General features: G+C 58.5%; 14 protein-coding genes and 2 pseudogenes. 7 read left to right on the top strand and 9 right to left on the bottom strand.

Annotated features, from left to right (window positions below; genetic code table 11):
• The first annotated feature begins 31 nt into the window (after positions 1–31).
• The 3 genes from B0G75_RS07940 to B0G75_RS07930 all read left to right on the top strand — a co-directional run bounded on the left by B0G75_RS07940 (position 32) and on the right by B0G75_RS07930 (position 1,963).
• Positions 32–481 (top strand): hypothetical protein, encoded by a 450-nt coding sequence (locus tag B0G75_RS07940; RefSeq protein ID WP_106302862.1) that lies wholly within the window; start codon positions 32–34, stop codon positions 479–481.
• Positions 482–756: 275 nt separating this feature from the next.
• The gene (locus tag B0G75_RS07935; RefSeq protein ID WP_106302859.1) at positions 757–1,155 is read left to right on the top strand and encodes a hypothetical protein; all 399 of its coding nucleotides are present in this window, start codon (positions 757–759) and stop codon (positions 1,153–1,155) included.
• A 46-nt stretch (positions 1,156–1,201) separates the two neighbouring features.
• Complete coding sequence (locus B0G75_RS07930) at positions 1,202–1,963, top strand: hypothetical protein (RefSeq protein ID WP_258194245.1); 762 nt, start codon at positions 1,202–1,204, stop codon at positions 1,961–1,963.
• A 209-nt stretch (positions 1,964–2,172) separates the two neighbouring features.
• Here the strand turns inward: B0G75_RS07930 and B0G75_RS07925 are convergent.
• The 6 genes and pseudogenes from B0G75_RS07925 to B0G75_RS07895 form a co-directional block, all read right to left on the bottom strand.
• A pseudogene (locus tag B0G75_RS07925) lies at positions 2,173–2,475 on the bottom strand (contractile injection system protein, VgrG/Pvc8 family); the annotation flags it as partial.
• 210 nt (positions 2,476–2,685) lie between these two features.
• Entirely contained in the window at positions 2,686–3,564 is an 879-nt protein-coding gene (locus B0G75_RS07920; protein ID WP_106302853.1) for a plasmid partitioning protein RepB C-terminal domain-containing protein, read from the bottom strand.
• Positions 3,561–4,463 carry a ParB/RepB/Spo0J family partition protein gene (locus tag B0G75_RS07915; RefSeq protein WP_106302850.1) on the bottom strand — a complete coding sequence of 301 codons (903 nt, stop codon included), beginning with the start codon at positions 4,461–4,463 and terminating at the stop codon, positions 3,561–3,563. The genes B0G75_RS07920 and B0G75_RS07915 overlap by 4 nt, the downstream gene beginning before the upstream one ends.
• Positions 4,460–6,025, bottom strand: a complete 1,566-nt coding sequence (locus B0G75_RS07910) for a recombinase family protein (protein ID WP_106302847.1) — start codon at positions 6,023–6,025, stop codon at positions 4,460–4,462. The genes B0G75_RS07915 and B0G75_RS07910 overlap by 4 nt, the downstream gene beginning before the upstream one ends.
• A gap of 875 nt (positions 6,026–6,900) precedes the next feature.
• Positions 6,901–7,374, bottom strand: a complete 474-nt coding sequence (locus tag B0G75_RS41985; RefSeq protein ID WP_106302844.1) for a type VI secretion system Vgr family protein — start codon at positions 7,372–7,374, stop codon at positions 6,901–6,903.
• Positions 7,358–7,774 (bottom strand): annotated as a pseudogene (locus B0G75_RS07895) (contractile injection system protein, VgrG/Pvc8 family); the annotation flags it as partial. The gene B0G75_RS41985 and the pseudogene B0G75_RS07895, both read right to left, overlap by 17 nt.
• A 315-nt stretch (positions 7,775–8,089) precedes the next feature.
• Here B0G75_RS07895 and B0G75_RS41980 point away from each other — a divergent pair.
• Positions 8,090–8,470 carry a PAAR domain-containing protein gene (locus tag B0G75_RS41980; protein ID WP_374956878.1) on the top strand — a complete coding sequence of 127 codons (381 nt, stop codon included), beginning with the start codon at positions 8,090–8,092 and terminating at the stop codon, positions 8,468–8,470.
• Positions 8,471–8,652: 182 nt separating this feature from the next.
• On the opposite strand, the gene B0G75_RS07885 is transcribed toward B0G75_RS41980, so the two are convergent.
• Positions 8,653–9,687 carry a reverse transcriptase family protein gene (locus B0G75_RS07885; protein ID WP_308705721.1) on the bottom strand — a complete coding sequence of 345 codons (1,035 nt, stop codon included), beginning with the start codon at positions 9,685–9,687 and terminating at the stop codon, positions 8,653–8,655.
• A 970-nt stretch (positions 9,688–10,657) separates the two neighbouring features.
• The gene (locus B0G75_RS07880; RefSeq protein WP_106302838.1) at positions 10,658–11,524 is read right to left on the bottom strand and encodes a GyrI-like domain-containing protein; all 867 of its coding nucleotides are present in this window, start codon (positions 11,522–11,524) and stop codon (positions 10,658–10,660) included.
• A 270-nt stretch (positions 11,525–11,794) separates the two neighbouring features.
• Here B0G75_RS07880 and eat point away from each other — a divergent pair, with 270 nt between their 5' ends.
• The 3 genes from eat to eutC are packed head-to-tail and all read left to right on the top strand — an operon-like array spanning position 11,795 to position 15,430.
• A complete protein-coding gene (gene eat, locus B0G75_RS07875; RefSeq protein WP_106302835.1) occupies positions 11,795–13,198 on the top strand; it encodes an ethanolamine permease in 1,404 nt (467 codons plus the stop codon).
• Between the two features lie 43 nt (positions 13,199–13,241).
• Complete coding sequence (locus B0G75_RS07870; RefSeq protein ID WP_106302832.1) at positions 13,242–14,636, top strand: ethanolamine ammonia-lyase subunit EutB; 1,395 nt, start codon at positions 13,242–13,244, stop codon at positions 14,634–14,636.
• Positions 14,633–15,430 carry an ethanolamine ammonia-lyase subunit EutC gene (gene eutC, locus B0G75_RS07865; RefSeq protein ID WP_106302829.1) on the top strand — a complete coding sequence of 266 codons (798 nt, stop codon included), beginning with the start codon at positions 14,633–14,635 and terminating at the stop codon, positions 15,428–15,430. The genes B0G75_RS07870 and eutC overlap by 4 nt, the downstream gene beginning before the upstream one ends.
• A 5-nt stretch (positions 15,431–15,435) precedes the next feature.
• On the opposite strand, the gene B0G75_RS07860 is transcribed toward eutC, so the two are convergent.
• The gene (locus tag B0G75_RS07860) at positions 15,436–15,831 is read right to left on the bottom strand and encodes a DUF779 domain-containing protein (protein WP_106303688.1); all 396 of its coding nucleotides are present in this window, start codon (positions 15,829–15,831) and stop codon (positions 15,436–15,438) included.
• Positions 15,832–15,882: the final 51 nt, after the last annotated feature.

Genomic DNA, 15,882 nt, shown 5'->3' with positions numbered 1-15,882 from the left:
CTGACGTCCCCAAACTAGAGAGGGCTCAACAATGATGTCCGGCGCCTTTGATTTTTGGACAGGAGAGTTGGCTGTTGACACAGGGGCGAAACTCGCGCCACGCCGCACGACTCGAGCGGACTTGATTGCAGCAGGCTGGACAACGCTGGACTCCCAGAGCGACTGGGAAACGTTAAGCGTCAACCAGATCATGATCTGGGGGCACTCGTTTGCGGTGTCGGCACGATTCCACGAGGGCAGGTTTGTCGCGATTGACTGTCTCTGGAATGATGGAAGCATCCTGAAGCAAGACTGGTCGGCCACTGAAGACGACCTCATTCGGGAGAAAAAAGCTCTGTCCACACTAATCGCGTCAAAAGGGCAGACCGCACTTGCTGTCACTTCACTCGGTGTCGATGCGTTTGAATTCAGTTGGGGGACAATATCGGTTCGCGCCGATCCGCGGTCGATGATGGTCCTGCTGTCGATTGCGTATACCTGATCATCACGCGATCGCGCATGTCCATTTCAAAGAGAATGAGTGCGTCAAGGAAGACAGCGGCCAATGCCCGGACCTGTTTGCGGACCATATTCCGTCGCGACAGGTCATGCTACTCGTGCGCTGCACGACAGAGTACCTAGCCCTGGGCAGCGCACAATCAAACGCCACCGACGCCGAAGTGATGACAGCACCGTCGCGAACTTTGCCGGCAACCGGTACGACGGTGGTGCTATAGCATCGGAGCCTACCAGCCTTCAAAGATCGCGCTTCAAAGTGTGTCCCGAGGTATTGCAGGCGATGCCATCTGCGGCGCCGAAGCACTCGCGCGCATCGAAGAAGTGACCGACTCGAATACGCCGGTCAACGCGACCCGGGACGGGCAGCGGAAACTGTTTGTGCTTCCGATCGCCAAGAACAGAGAGTGGTCCGACGAGCTGACAGAAAACCTTACCTCGCATCGCGGCAGCGATCCCGAGATGCTGTCACCTATCGCCCTATTTCCCAATGTCATGTCATCGCTACTTGGAAAGGACCTGTTAGCGCTCGGACACACCACCGTGCATGTGACGTCATGGTTTCGGTCGATCGGGGAGTCGATGAAGCACGCGGCCGAATATCTGGAAAAGTCGATGCTAAAGACTATGATCAGTACCCCATTGATGTATGTGCCGTGAGACGGCATCCACTGGAAAGCGAACCGAGATGCCACGATCGCAATCGATGACCAAACCCGAGACCGAACCAAAAGACGCAGTTTGGGAGATGACGAAGAAAGCCACGCCGGTGAACTTCATATTTCCCATACTGGGCGCCGGCGTGTCGTACGCGGCATATGCAGATGAACTTGCAGTATCCGGATGGCCATGGAAAATCGGACTACTGGTTACGCTGGTCTGCCTCTTTGTACCGTTTACTGCCTCGACGATGTACCGCCGTTCGAATCTGCTGTGGGTATGCGGCTTGATACTATCGATTGCGACATTCGCTATGTACTTTTTCTTTGGCATATTCGCGTATTTCTACTATTTCGTGTTTGCACCGATGGCGCCCCTTCTGCGTTGGCCGGGGCTGCTTGGTGGGATTGGGCTAACGCTGTACTGGGCTCGCATGTCAAGGCAAACGGTGTTGCATACGATCACAAACACCTCTTTCGTAAAACGGGCCTTCGAAGAAAACGCATCCGACTTTCGTTATCGAACGCAAGCGGGAATGGCATTGTTCGAGCGGCTCAATAAAGAGCGGTCGCCTTTTCCAAAAATCTATTCCTATATCGTTTTCGGTATCGCGCCGTTCTATCTGATACTGGGTCGGCTACTGTCGTCAAATTTCGGGGCGAACGGTGTGTTGTTCGCTTTGGCGGTGTTGGGCATGCCAGTGTCGCTCTGGTTTGCCGGCCTGCTTGTCCGCGTCTATCTCGTGATGGTCAGCCTACCTAGAAAACTGGAGAGGGAACATCATAAGCCTGTGTTGGTGGCCGATTAGGAGAACGGGGCATTCTACGCAATGCGATGTCGCATGCATATCTTGGGACTAGGGGCTTTTGCCGAGCGTCATGGAAACTGAAGGTGGAAAACGATCTGCGAATCGTCAAAAAGTCAGACTTCGATAGAAGTCGAACCCTGAGAGTCGACCAGTCTCGGTGGCGGATTGCACTGACAGATGCAGAGATCGCCGCCCAGTGCAAATCAACAGCCAGACCACTGCACGACCGCATCGGTTTCGCTGTTGGCGCCCGCCCGATAGAACTGAACCGTTTGTGGAGAAAGCGGTTGAAATGAGTCGAGGTTGTCGGTGACGACGAGCGTATGCGACTTGCCGTCGCTAGCCTGTTCGAAGCATCCGAACAGGCCCTCGCGTTCCAACATCCGGTGGGTGAAATTCCAGTCGTCCTCGTATTGCATACAGAACGAACGCGAAGGTAGCGGCTTGCTCAGAGCAAAACGAAATGCCCCTCGCGCCTGCGGATGCATGGTGAAGACATCGGTCAAAATCTGGCCCGCAACACCGCTCGCGTCGTCGTAAGGCAGTCACTCAAATGAACGATTGTGCGCGACGGTGAATGATCACAGATGGCCGCCTACTACCTGTCACCTATGCGGCCCGTTCTCAAAGCGAAGGCCTTCGAATAGCGGCGCCGACCTAAGTGAGGTCATGGGGCGCGTCGATGATGCCGGGAGCAGCTAGGTGAGAACGCTGAATTGCTGCTATTCAAGTGAAACTGTCTCGACAATCGTTTCAAACTCAGCCAGCAGGTCTGGCTGCCGCTGCCGCAGGTATTGAGCTACCAGTTCGTTCTCCACGAGTCTGGCGAGATATCCCTTCGCGAGTACCAGGTTCAGCACATCCTGTCCGTAGGTCTGCTCGACAAGTTTGTATTGGCCCTGGAGGTTACTCATCTCCCGCTCCATTTTCGCCATCTGTTCAGAGGTGACGCCGGTCAGCTTTGGCGGCTTCTTTCCATCAACCAAGCGTGCTGCGGGTGTTGCGACAAGCAGCGCTTCGGCATAAGGCACGGTCACGTTGTTCGCCGCTATCATCAGTTCAACGCATTCAACCTGTCGCGTCGGCTTCATTTTTCGAATTGCGCGAGCGAGGTCTACTGAGAACTGGCGATCTCCCAGAAGTTCGGCGGCTTCAGGACATATGCCGTCCAGCAGCGAAAGCTTCTTGAGGATCATGGACACGTCCATAGCGAGAGCCTTTGCCAGCCGCTCCGGCGACACGCCCCGCTCGACGACGCGCCGGATCATATAGTGCTCCTGGATTGTGGAAAGCCGGTTGACGCGATTGTTGTAGGTGTAGCTTTCATCGTCGGTTGCAACTAGGCACGATACCTCGACAAATCCGAGCTTCTGCATCGCAATGAGGCGCAGGTGGCCATCAAGCAGCACATGCTGACCCGTACTCTGGTGTACTGCGGTAACCGACAGTGGCTCAATCAGGCCGATCTCCTCGATCGAGGCCTTGATCTGTTTGAACTTGCGGGAATCGATGATCGTCGCCGGCATTTTGCGCGACGGCAAGATGCACGCTACGGGAACAGATAGAGGCTCGGGAATGAAACCGAGCGTTACGCCTGTCATGCGACGCTCCCTCCCGACCAGACACGCTCGGCAAGATATCTCGGCAACGTTGCCAGCCCCTCTGCACGTAGCAGATTGACGAAGTTTTCATCGGCGAACATTTGCCGAAGCGCGCCCACGACGAACATGAGCCGCTGCTGCGCAAATTCGGCCTTACGCACCATCGACTTCTGGCGTTCGACTTCATGCTGATAGGTCCGCACCAGGCTCGATGTCGTCACATCCGCGAGCTTGCCCGACATGTTGCGGGCAGCGGAGCGCCCAAGCGTTTTACGTCGCTCGATAATCCGACGGGCATCTATCAATTGCTTGCCACGTAACTTGCCGGATTCGTAAGCTTCCTGCAGAGCAGCCTGCATTGCCGTGTCGTCGTCACCGGCGCTGACAATAGACAGTGCGGCGTTGAGTGGAATCCGTCCCTTCTCCACTGCTATGACCAGGCGCTCTTCACCATGATGCAGTAGCATCAGGATACCTTGGACATATGACTGCGTGAGCCCCGTTTTTTCCGCGATCACCTTCGAAGTGTAGCCCTGCTCCTGCAATTGCCGGATGCCGGCGAGGAGTTCGAGTGGTCGGCACTGACGACGCGCAATGTTCTCCGCGAGACTCATGATGAATGCGTCTTCGTCGCTGACATTCACGACCATCGCCGGAATGGTCGTCTCGCCGAGTGACCGAAAGGCCTTAAGCCGCCCTTCGCCGCACACGAGGAGATACTTCTCGACGCCATCGGCAGTGACACGTGGCGTGACCTTGATCGGCTTTTTCAGACCGATCGCCCTGATATTGCCGACGATCTCGTTGAACACGCGGCTATTACGTTCGCGCGGATTGATGACCTCGATCTGGTCGACCGGAATCATGCGTACCTCGCCCGTTTGTAGCTTCAGGTTCATGCCACCCTCCGGAGGCGGGCGCGCTCGGCCATGCCGTAGAGGTATTCCAGCGTGTCAAAACGGTAGCTCTCGAATTCAATCCTGTTCTGGTCGGCGAGGCTGATGCGCGGCTGGCCGAAATCCAGGCGCGGCAGGAGGTAATAATCGAGCGTTGCGGAATTCGCGTGGTCGAGCCTAACCGCTACCGTAATGTCCGGCAGCAGGCTCGCGTCAAACCGGATCTTCCACCGATGTCGCCCATTTTCGTGGGTCTGGCAACGCGCGAGCACCAGGCAGGTAGTGAACTCATGGTTGACTGTGAGCACGTCTGTGGCTGGATCGCGCAGCACCGTGCCACCGAGATCAGCGATCTTCTTCTCCGTCTGCGCAATGATTTCCGGGTGAAGCTGACGGAGGAACCGGTTGGTTTCGAGATAGCGGTAGTCGCGACCAGGCGTGAAACCCACGGTCTGGTATGCGCGGATCAGGCTGCCGAATCTGTACATGTAAACGGAGCTTGATGGCATGCCATCCGTCTCGTCGATAACGAGACCGGACAGGAACCCGCGATCGCGGTACAGGTTTCGCAGTCGCTGAATCAGCTCTTCATTCGAATAGCGCCGGGCACGCGCGCGCATGATGCCCTGCGCTGTGTAAAACACTTCGCTTGCTATGATCGACTGGAATGCACCTTCCTTCCGGATCCACATGTCCGGTGTATTCACGACGCGCATTTTCTTGAGCTTGAACGACACGCGGTTATAAACGTTGTTGCCGATGTATTTCTCGTTGGTCAATACCTCCCGGACAGTCGCACGTGTCCAGTCCCGATCGAGATTTGTGCGAACGCGCATGCCGTTCAGCCGCGCCGCAATTTCATATTCGTTTAACGACTCATCGATAAACCAGTTGTAGATGAGATTGACAATGCGGGTTTCACTCTCGGGACCCGGCCTCAGGATGACGCGATCGGTCTGCAGGCTCTTGTGCTCGCCTCGTTCAAGTTCACCTTTCATGATCCCGTGCTGGTCAATGAGCACGCGGCGCAGACCGTAGCCGGCCGGCCCTCCCTGCCGGAAGCCGAGTTCGATCAACCGGCACTGGCCGGCAAATACCTTGGCCGACAATTCCCGGCTGTATTCGCCGGCCATTGCCCGCTTCACTCCTTTCACGATGGTGGATACCGGCGAGCCGTCGTTTTCGAACTGCTCCGCGCAATAGGCGACCTGAATGCCGGCACGTCGGCAGACATACTCGTAATAGGCGCTTTCGTCCGCGTCCTGAAATCTCCCCCAGCGGCTCACGTCATAGACGAGGATGACCTGAAAATCCGCACAACCGCTTTCCACGTCCTTGATCAGCTGCTGCAGTGCCAGCCGTCCGTCAATACGCAGACCGCTTTTACCCTCGTCGGCGTAGGTGCGAACGATCTCGAGACCGCGCCGCGTGGCGTAATCACGGATCCTGTCGCGCTGGTTCTCGGTTGAGTACTGCTGGTGCTCAGTCGACATCCGGACGTATTCGGCCGCCCGTACCGAGGGGGCCTGCGCGACGACGGTATCGCCTATGTGATCGAGTGACACGGTCCTGCTCCCGCAGCTTCGAATCCTCGCTCCCCTGAGCTTGCGCGTCCGGCATCGTGTCGGACACGCAGATCGTCACTTTCGAAACGCAACCGCGTGACAACTGCGGTGGTGTCTGATTCAGAGCGGGTACAAGGCAAAGGTAGCAGGCGTGGCGCGAAAGTCGATCACGTCATCTCTTTGCAATCACGTATCGGTGGCCCGTTTGGTGTCGACAGTACGGCGATATGGACGGTGCACGCGTTCATCTTTGCAATGCCCGTTTCGACCGCGCGGCGCAGTATGTAGAAGCCTGATGCGAGCGGGTGTAAAGGAGGCGACGCGTCCATGTTTGCAACTGGACTGGAACTTCGTCGTGCATTCCGCTCCCGTTGCATCGCGCAATTGCGCTCCCGGTAGGCCGGGTGCGTCTCGCGGTATTGACGCCAGTAGTCCGGGTGACGAGCACGCCAGTTCGATTGCGCCCGCGCCTGGTTATCGCGGTAGTCGGCGTCGACGCGAAGTCGGCGCCGTTGCCAACGGCGCCGGCGTTCCCGCTGACACGCCGCGGCCGAACAGTACCGTTGATTGGGGACGCGCAAAAGGGGATGAAACGGATTGCCGCAGGCAAGGCAAAGTCGGGCCGATTTCATGATGGCGCTCCACGCGGATGTCATGAGTGGGCCCGTCATGCTCGGGGGAGATCCGGTTCGGTGCCTCCGGGCGGCGGCGACCCACCCGAGAAGATCTTCCCGCTTTCTACGACCGCTGGTTTCCGTTTCGTGGCCCGATCTCATCCCGGCGCGCCCGAGCCGGTGAAAAAGGGGGCTTTTAATTAGGGTCGCACCCAAACGCTACTACTTTGGCGCGCGAGTAGGCCAGTCGCAGGAACTCTGTCACACCCGACAAGACATCTGTGGCGCGGGCCGGCGTAAGTCTTTGATTTTTTGTATGCGCCGTCGCATTAACTGTGGCGCCCTACGGCCACAGAAAGTGAAAACTGTGCCAAGTAAGTGAAAAATTACTGTCACGGATAGTGAAAAAATCCGATGGATCTTAGAAGGCAAACGCCCGGCATGTCCGGGCGTTTGCTTTGATGTGGCGCTCGACGGCGTCCCGGCTTGTGGCGGGTAGCCGAGATTCAACTGTGCTGCGGTTTGCGTGCTGTAAAGCTGCGCGCGATTCTGACCGGTGGAATCGTCGAGCACTAGCTGGTTATACCCCGAGCCTTTATGTTCCTTCGACTTGTAGCCGGACAGCTGGCCCTGCGTGTGCCACTGCGGCGAGCTTGCGGAGTTATAGACGCGACCTGTAATCAGAGGCCGGTCAGGATCGCCGTCAATGTACGTGACGATGGCTGTTGAAGACATCCGTCACGATCTCGTCGACGCTTTTGTCCTGCCAGATACGCTGGTCGCGGCGGAACTTCAGGAAATGCATCCACGACGCGAAGCCGATCTGGTAGCTCGTCAGGCCGCTGTTCGAACCGAGTCGCCGTGCCGTATGCACGTAGCCGTTGTGCGGCAAATACGATTTGTCGGCTTGCTGAATCCAAAGCGTTACCGGTTGGGCAATTAGCTTCTTGAGTTCTATGCCGCCTGCAGCGGATACCACGTCGACGGTGAACTCGAAGTGCCGCCCGATGCGCGAGCGGCCCGCTACGAATTGAGGCACCAATATATTCGCCCCAAGCGGTGTATCCAATTTGAGCAAGCGATCACTTTGCGATAGGCCGCCTGCAATTGTGCTGATAATGTCTTGCGCTCCCATACCGCCTCTTTTTATCCCGTAGCCGAATGCGCCCCCGCACTGCCGCGCGATAATACAAAAATACAGACGACTCCGCCAGCTTGTGAATATAAGAAATTGTAAAGCAGGATTTCTGACTGCACTTAATGCAAGAGGCATATAGGTGAGGTCGTAATTGGTCTTCGGTCAGCCGGGCGACTGGGCAATCCGATCCGATACGGTGTTTCGAGAACGGAGCCGCTGGCGAAGGCGCTTGAACGCCGTGGGCTCCTTTCGGGAGCTTCGGCATAAGGCCATTCATGTATTTTCCACGCCGGTTTCATCACTCATGGATCTATGGGGCATTGCCCCTCCATTTCACATGATGTCCAGCTAATTGCACAGAAGGGAGAAAAAATTTTCCAAATCCAATTGTTAAACAGTAATATTTTCGAGCGACGACGAGTGCGGCGGTCGAGGGAAATTTGCGTCTTTAATAGAATTAATATTCTGGCGGGCTCGACAAGACGACACACGGCGGCATGTGACGACCGCCTGCGACGATTTCAAGGTGATGGACGTGCCCGTCGCACTCGAGGGTGGCAAGACATGGTGTCCGCAGTGCCAGGCACCTATGCCATCTTGCCGAAGGACAGCACACGCCAGCATTTCGGTAAGGCGGTCGCTTATCACGGAGATCCGACCGAGTGCGGTGCGACGCTGATCTCGTCGCTGTGAACGGCGCTCATGGTACCGACGCCTACCTGCTATCCGGGAAGAGCCACGCCTGATGCCTCAGGCAAAACGATCAGGCTGATCCGTCGCCGCTCGCGCTCAACACATTGTTAGCGGATTTCACGCGGCGTGGCTTGAGACCGGCGCTACCGACGGGAGACACGAAGCATGCTTAACAAGTTGATTCACGCGTTCGACTCCGCGTTTGCCTCGCTCTCCTCATCCCACTCGATCCGCTCAAGCAAAGCCCTCAGCTTCGCCCCCCTCGCCGCATTCACCATGCCGACATACGCCACACGCCCCGCAAGATGCGCCCGAAACTCCGGATGATCATCCCGATTCTGTGAGCGCGGCCCATGTCGCACGCAATTGGTCAGCACGGCTTTCAGCGCATCGAACTCCGGCCGCGCCACATTCGCATGGCTGTTGACCACAACGCCGGCCAGATGCTGCCGCGCACTTCGCCGCATCACGCGCGTCTTCCTCAGATTGACGCCGAAGCCTTCTTCAAGAGCAATCGCCGCGACTCGAATGCATAAGCGATCAGCCATACGCGCAAGCTCCTCGTCTCCGGAAAACGCCAGGTCATCGGCATAACGCGTATAAGCCGCCCCGACGGAACGCGCCAGACCCGCCAGCCGAAGATCGAGCCGAAAAGCGCACAGGTTCGCCAACGCCGGTGACGTCGGCGCGCCCTGCGGCAAATGCCGGTTCCGATAGCGCTGCCGCTCCCGCCAATCGATCCGGTCGCGCACATCAGCCGCAAGCAAGCGGCTGCTCGGGATGCGATTGGTACACAGCGCAGTCAATGCCCTTGCGACGGCCCGCGGGTAGCCCAAAGCGTAAAAAGCGGAGTAAACGCGTCCCGCATGAACTGACGCGAAGAAATCGGTCAGATCGAAGCGCATCACCACCGCTTTCCCCACATGCGGCGCGGCAAAAGTCACGATATTCCGGCCATGTCGAAAACCATGCACCGATTCGTGCGCCGGAATACGGTCGATCAAACCCGACAACACTTTGCGTTGCAAAACCCGCAACCGCGGCTTGGGAATCTCGATGATCCGACATCGACCGTCGCGCTTCTCGACCGTCTTGTACGCGTAGTGATGAAGCGGCGTTGCCGCGCTATGCGTCGGCACCCGCCAACGGTCGGCAAACCAGTCCAAATCTCCCGGCTCGATATTTAGCCAGGCGGCCAGATCGCCGAGCGTCGGCAATTGAGGCAACGCCACGCCGTGCAACCACGGCGGAGGCGGGCGCTGAAACGGCGGCCGCGTCAGCACACGAACAACTCTCGGCGGCTGCTCGCTGCGCCACGCTGACACGAAGCCGGGCATCCCGGCCACGACCGTCGCAAGCTCCTTGCGCCCGACGCTATCCCAACGCGCAGCGAATCGCTGCGCTACGTGGCGCGCCAATCCATCCATCCAGCGGGCGCTTTCGCCCAGCACGAGCGTCATCCGCTCGACCATTCCGACGGGCTCAGGCGAGCCCGCCAGCATGGCATCGGCGATCGCGTAGGTGACGTGTTGCAGCGAAGATAACGACATACCAAAGGGAAGGCGGGGCGGCCAGTCAACGCGTCTTGTGCTGCGTGAGCGCTCTTGCGTAAGACGCAACTGAGGCTCATGCGACGAACTGCGGAGTAATGTTGATCCACGGGGTAGCCCCGTGGTGCCCGGAACCTATGTAGCCAGCATCCAGGCGTGCTTGACCAGCCGTCCCGCGTGGCGACGATAAGCGAGTCGGCCGAAGCTTGTCAACGCATAGGCACTGCGAAGGGATTTTTCGCCATGCATGGATGACGTTAATCTGACGGTTGCATCACGCGAGGCGCGAGTTAAAGCGGCAAGGTTTCACAACCTCGCGTGCTTGCAACTTATCCACAACCCCCTCTGGACAACTCTTGTACAAGCCACCTGACACGTTGTGGGTGAAACCTTGATAAAAACGCCCCCTCGCCAGGTCGCACAAAAGTTGTCCCTGGCTCCGTGTTCCTGTCCGAGCACGCTCCGCAGGGTTATCGATTCCGCAGTGCCTTGATCGGTATGCGAAGTTTCAGGTTATCCACAGCAGGATGCGAGGCTTGTTAACTATCACTACGTATACATATACAAAGACTATAAAAACCAGAGAGGCACGCGCGCGGCACGCTGCACAAGCGAGCAGAGCAGAGCAGGCATACGCTCAAGCAAGCGGTAAACAAATCTCCGTGACGAGATCCGCCGGCGCCGTATCCTTCGGGCTATTCAAATACTCTTCGAACACCGGCGCATCGGCCGCTTCTCGCCCCGACTGCACAAGCCACGTTCCGTACAGCCACTCATACGCGGCACGCATATCGCTATAGGGCCCTCGATGCCTCAACACCGCATACTCACCGCCCTTCACGTGCGCCACGGAAACCGGCGGACTCACCGTCACGGATGCCTGAACCGGATGCGGCAACAACACACCGGCGTTGGACCGCAACTCACTCTCCGCGACAACGCCAGGATCGTCGTAGTAAACGCCGATCATGCGCATCTGGCCTGCAAGTAAATTGTGTTTCGCGAGCCAGCCGAACAACGCATCGAACGCTTTACCGATCTGCATATACGGCCCGACGTGATCGACCGACAGAACCTCCATCGGCTCCACGTGACGAATCACCACTTCACGCATCGTCATTTGATCGTCTCCTGATAGCGCCGGACGAAACCGGCTATGGGTGCCTTGCTTGCGATACTGCGCCGGCGGCACGCCGAACACCGCACGAAAGGTGCGAGAAAAAGATTGCAGACTGCTATAGCCGGAGCGCTCGGCGATTTCCGCAATCGGCATCGAACCGTTCGCCAGATAGCCCGCCGCGCGATGCAGCCGTAAACGTCGCACGGTAGTGGCCACCGTCTCGCCATACATCGCCTGATAAATCCGGTGCCAGTGATACGGCGACAAACAGGCGATTTCCGCCAGACGATTAATGTCCAGCGGCTCATCGAGATGATCGTAACTATGGTCGAGCACTCGGCCCAGCCGGGTTTCGTAGCGAGCCCGATTACCTGATTCATTCATGACTGGGTGAATACAAAATGAGCACAAATATTGTCGAACGGATGCGAATGAAAGTACCACGTCCCCGTTTACCAAATCCTGCGAACTTCACTCGAATGCCCGGTGAGCGCAATGCGCAATTAAGTGTGCACTAACACTGAGCCGCCCAGAACTTTGCCGAATTTCGATAACACCTCGAATAATGGCTCACTACTATCGGCTGAAGCCTGTCCGCCCGTGCACCGCAAAGCCTTGCGGCGTCGGGCTGCCGGCACCATCAGGGAGCGTCCGATGAAATCAGAGTCCACCAATCAGCACGTCGGCAAAGTCACGCATCACGAGTTGAAGCAGACGCTCGGCACGTGGCAACTGTGGGGCATCGCGGTCGGCCTCGTCATTTCCGGCGAATATTTCGGCTGGAGCTATGGCTGGGCAAGCGCCGGCACGCTCGGCTTCGTCATCACGGCAATTTTCATTGCCGCGATGTATACGACGTTCATCTTCAGTTTCACCGAGCTCACCACGTCCATTCCGCATGCGGGCGGTCCGTTCGCCTACGCTCGCCACGCCTTCGGCCCGACCGGCGGTTATCTGGCCGGCGCGGCGACGCTGGTGGAGTTCGTGTTTGCGCCGCCGGCCATCGCGCTTGCGATCGGCGCGTACCTGCACGTGCAGTTTCCCGGGCTGGAACCGAAACACGCGGCGATGGGCGCATACCTCGTCTTCATGGCGCTGAATATCGTCGGCGTGCAGATCGCCGCGGCGTTCGAGTTGTGCGTGACGCTGCTTGCGATCTTCGAACTGCTGGTGTTCATGGGCGTCGTGTCGCCCGGCTTTCAGTGGTCGAACTTCACCAAGGGCGGCTGGGCCGGCGCCGACACCTTCAGCATGGGTTCGTTTCACGGCATGTTCGCGGCGATTCCATTCGCCATCTGGTTTTTCCTCGCGATCGAAGGCGTGGCGATGGCCGCCGAAGAAGCCAAGAATCCGAAGCGCTCGATTCCGATCGCCTATGTCGCCGGCATTCTAACGCTCGTGGTGCTTGCCATCGGCGTGATGGTGTTTGCGGGCGCGGCAGGCGACTGGACCAAGCTGTCCAACATCAACGATCCGCTGCCGCAGGCGATGAAATACATCGTCGGCGAACATAGCGGCTGGATGCATATGCTGGTGTGGCTCGGGCTGTTCGGACTCGTCGCGTCGTTTCACGGCATCATCCTCGGCTATTCGAGGCAAATTTTCGCGCTGGCTCGCGCGGGCTATCTGCCGGAATGGCTCTCAAAAGTGCATCCGCGCTTCAAGACGCCGCATCGCGCGATCATTGCGGGCGGCGTGGTCGGCATCGCCGCGATCTACAGCGACGAGCTGATTCAGTTCGGCGGCCAGACGCTGACAGCGAACATCGTGACGATGTCGGTATTTGGCGCTATCGTGATGTATATCATCAGCATGTTGTCGCTGTTCAAGCTGCGCCGCACCGAACCGAATATGGAGCGCCCGTTCCGCGCGCCGCTGTTTCCGGTCTTTCCGGCGTTCGCACTGGTGGCGGCGGTCATCTGTCTGGCGACGATGGTCTACTTCAATTTTCTGGTGGCGATCGTGTTCGCAATCTTTCTCGCGCTGGGCTACGTCTACTTCCTGATGACGCGCCATCAACGCGAAGCCGCGCCGGCGGATGCCTTGCTCGAGGAATGACGGATCGAGCCGCTGCGCAAGCAGCGGCGATGGAGTCGTAAAGATGAGCTACACCGAGACGATCGGCACCCGCACGTATCGCTTTGCCGATCTGAAAACCCTGCTGGCGAAGGCCAGCCCGCAGCGTTCTGGCGACCAGCTGGCGGGCGTGGCGGCGGCGAGCGAGGAAGAACGCGTCGCGGCCAAGATGGCGCTCGCGCAGGTGCCGCTACGCACCTTCCTCAACGAGGCGCTGATTCCCTACGAAAGCGACGAAGTCACGCGTCTCGTGATCGACGATCATTCGCCGCAGGCTTTCGCCGAGATCTCTCACCTCACGGTCGGCGATTTTCGCAACTGGCTGCTGAGCAGCACGACGGATGCCGACGCGCTCACGCGTGTCACCGCGGGCCTGACGCCGGAGATGGTCGCGGCGGTCTCCAAGCTGATGCGCAATCAGGACCTGATCGCGGCGGCGCGTAAACGTCCGGTGATTACGCGCTTTCGCAACACGGTCGGTTTACCGGGGCACATGTCGGTGCGTTTGCAACCCAATCACCCGACCGACGACGTCAAAGGCATTGCCGCATCGATGCTCGACGGCCTGATGTACGGCTGCGGCGACGCGATGATCGGCATCAACCCCGCCAGTGACAATCTCGCCGCGATCACGAAGTTGTTGCTGATGATCGACGACTTCCGCCAACGCTATCAGGTGCCGACACAATCGTGCGTGCTGACTCACGTCACCAACACGATTGCCGCAATCGAAAAAGGCGCGCCGGTCGATCTGGTGTTTCAATCGATCGCGGGCACGGAGAAAGCGAACGCGGGCTTCGGCATTTCTCTCGCGCTGCTGCAGGAAGCGTATGAAGCGGGACTCTCCTTGAAGCGCGGGACAGTCGGCAATAACCTGATGTACTTCGAAACGGGTCAGGGCAGCGCGTTGTCGGCGGATGCGCATTTCGGCGTGGACCAACAGACTTGCGAAGTACGCGCCTATGCAGTCGCACGCAAGTTCAATCCGTTCCTGGTCAACACGGTGGTCGGCTTTATCGGCCCGGAATATCTCTACGACGGTAAACAGATCACGCGCGCTGGCCTTGAAGATCACTTCTGCGGCAAACTGCTCGGCGTGCCGATGGGTTGCGACATCTGCTATACGAACCATGCGGAAGCGGATCAGGACGACATGGACAATCTGCTCACGCTGCTCGGCGTAGCGGGCATCAACTTCATCATGGGCATTCCAGGCGCGGACGACGTCATGCTCAACTATCAGAGCACTTCGTTCCACGACGCGCTGTACGTACGCGACGTACTCGGCTTGCGCCGCGCGCCGGAATTCGAAGAATGGCTGGAGTCGATGCAAATCACCGACGCGCGCGGCGCGTTGCTGAGCGCATCGACGCAACAACCCTTGCTGGAAGGCGCGCGCGACTGGATGGGCATTGCATGAGCGACTTCCTTGAAAAGAACCCCTGGAACGCGCTGCGGCAGTTCACCAACGCGCGCATCGCGCTGGGCCGCGCGGGCAATAGCTTGCCGACCGCGCCGCTGCTCGCGTTCAACCTGTCGCACGCGCAGGCGCGCGACGCTGTGCATCATCCGCTCGATACCGAGGTGCTGCACGAGCAATTGCGCGCGCAAAACTTCAAGACGCTCGACGTGCATAGCGCCGCGCCGGACCGCGAGCATTATTTGCGGCGTCCCGATCTCGGGCGGCGTTTATCGGAAGAAAGTCGCGTGGCGCTGGCAGCGGTGCCGAACGATTCACCCGAAGTGGTCTTCGTGATCGGCGATGGTCTTTCGGCGTTCGCCGCATCGAAGCAATCGATCCCGTTGCTGCAAGCCGTCGTTCCGCGACTCGCGGATTGGAAGATCGGCCCGGTCGTGGTTGCGCGTCAGGCGCGGGTCGCGTTGGGTGACGAGATCGGCGAGTTGCTCGATGCAAAGTTGGTGGTGATGCTGATCGGTGAGCGGCCAGGTTTGAGTTCGCCCGATAGCCTCGGAATTTATCTGACGTACGCGCCGAAAGTCGGCTGTAGCGACGCGCAGCGCAATTGCATTTCGAATGTGCGTCCAGAGGGACTGGACTATCCGTTGGCCGCACACAAGCTGCACTATCTGTTGACGCATGCAAGGCGTTTGGGACTGACCGGCGTCGGCCTGAAAGACGACAGCGATGCGCTGCTGGCAGAGACACCAGCGGCACCCGCCGTCAGCGATGATTCAAACTCAAGCACGCCATAAAGCGATCAAGCATCGGCGCGTTCCACCGGATGCGTTTCCAGCCACGCATTCTCTTCGTCCTCGAAAAGACGGGAGCGCGTCAGAAACCGTAAACCACTGGGCCGCTCCAGAGAAAACATTCCACCATTTCCCGGCACCGCGTCGATGATCAACTGCGTGTGCTGCCAGTATTCGAATTGCGACTCGCTCATGTAAAACGGCACACCCGCAATCGTGCCGAGTTTGACATCGGACGAGCCGACCATGAACTCGCCTTGAGGAAACATCATCGGTGCGCTGCCATCGCAGCATCCGCCGGATTGATGGAACAGCACCTCGCCATGCGCCGCGCGCAACTTGTCGATCAACTCGACAGCGGCAGGCGTTGCGATCACGCGGGCAACTTCCTTCTCGTCAGCCATCACATGCCCTCGCAGAAAAAAGAGCGAGCCGCGCAATGCGGCCCGCTCGAA

The sequence above is a fragment of the Paraburkholderia sp. BL18I3N2 genome, assembly GCF_003001875.1.
Lineage (GTDB): Bacteria > Pseudomonadota > Gammaproteobacteria > Burkholderiales > Burkholderiaceae > Paraburkholderia > Paraburkholderia phytofirmans.
Note: the sequence above shows the minus strand (reverse complement) of the source record. Positions and strands in the feature narration are given on the sequence as shown.

What these genes read in the sequence shown, in the direction of transcription:
- B0G75_RS41980 (WP_374956878.1), top strand. Translation starts at nt 8,090, where the DNA reads ATGGGGCATTGCCCCTCCATTTCACATGATGTCCAGCTAATTGCACAG.
- B0G75_RS07915 (WP_106302850.1), bottom strand. Translation starts at nt 4,463, where the DNA reads ATGAACCTGAAGCTACAAACGGGCGAGGTACGCATGATTCCGGTCGAC.
- eutC (WP_106302829.1), top strand. Translation starts at nt 14,633, where the DNA reads ATGAGCGACTTCCTTGAAAAGAACCCCTGGAACGCGCTGCGGCAGTTC.
- B0G75_RS41985 (WP_106302844.1), bottom strand. Translation starts at nt 7,374, where the DNA reads ATGTCTTCAACAGCCATCGTCACGTACATTGACGGCGATCCTGACCGG.
- B0G75_RS07880 (WP_106302838.1), bottom strand. Translation starts at nt 11,524, where the DNA reads ATGAATGAATCAGGTAATCGGGCTCGCTACGAAACCCGGCTGGGCCGA.
- B0G75_RS07870 (WP_106302832.1), top strand. Translation starts at nt 13,242, where the DNA reads ATGAGCTACACCGAGACGATCGGCACCCGCACGTATCGCTTTGCCGAT.
- B0G75_RS07930 (WP_258194245.1), top strand. Translation starts at nt 1,202, where the DNA reads ATGACCAAACCCGAGACCGAACCAAAAGACGCAGTTTGGGAGATGACG.
- B0G75_RS07940 (WP_106302862.1), top strand. Translation starts at nt 32, where the DNA reads ATGATGTCCGGCGCCTTTGATTTTTGGACAGGAGAGTTGGCTGTTGAC.
- B0G75_RS07860 (WP_106303688.1), bottom strand. Translation starts at nt 15,831, where the DNA reads ATGGCTGACGAGAAGGAAGTTGCCCGCGTGATCGCAACGCCTGCCGCT.
- B0G75_RS07920 (WP_106302853.1), bottom strand. Translation starts at nt 3,564, where the DNA reads ATGACAGGCGTAACGCTCGGTTTCATTCCCGAGCCTCTATCTGTTCCC.
- eat (WP_106302835.1), top strand. Translation starts at nt 11,795, where the DNA reads ATGAAATCAGAGTCCACCAATCAGCACGTCGGCAAAGTCACGCATCAC.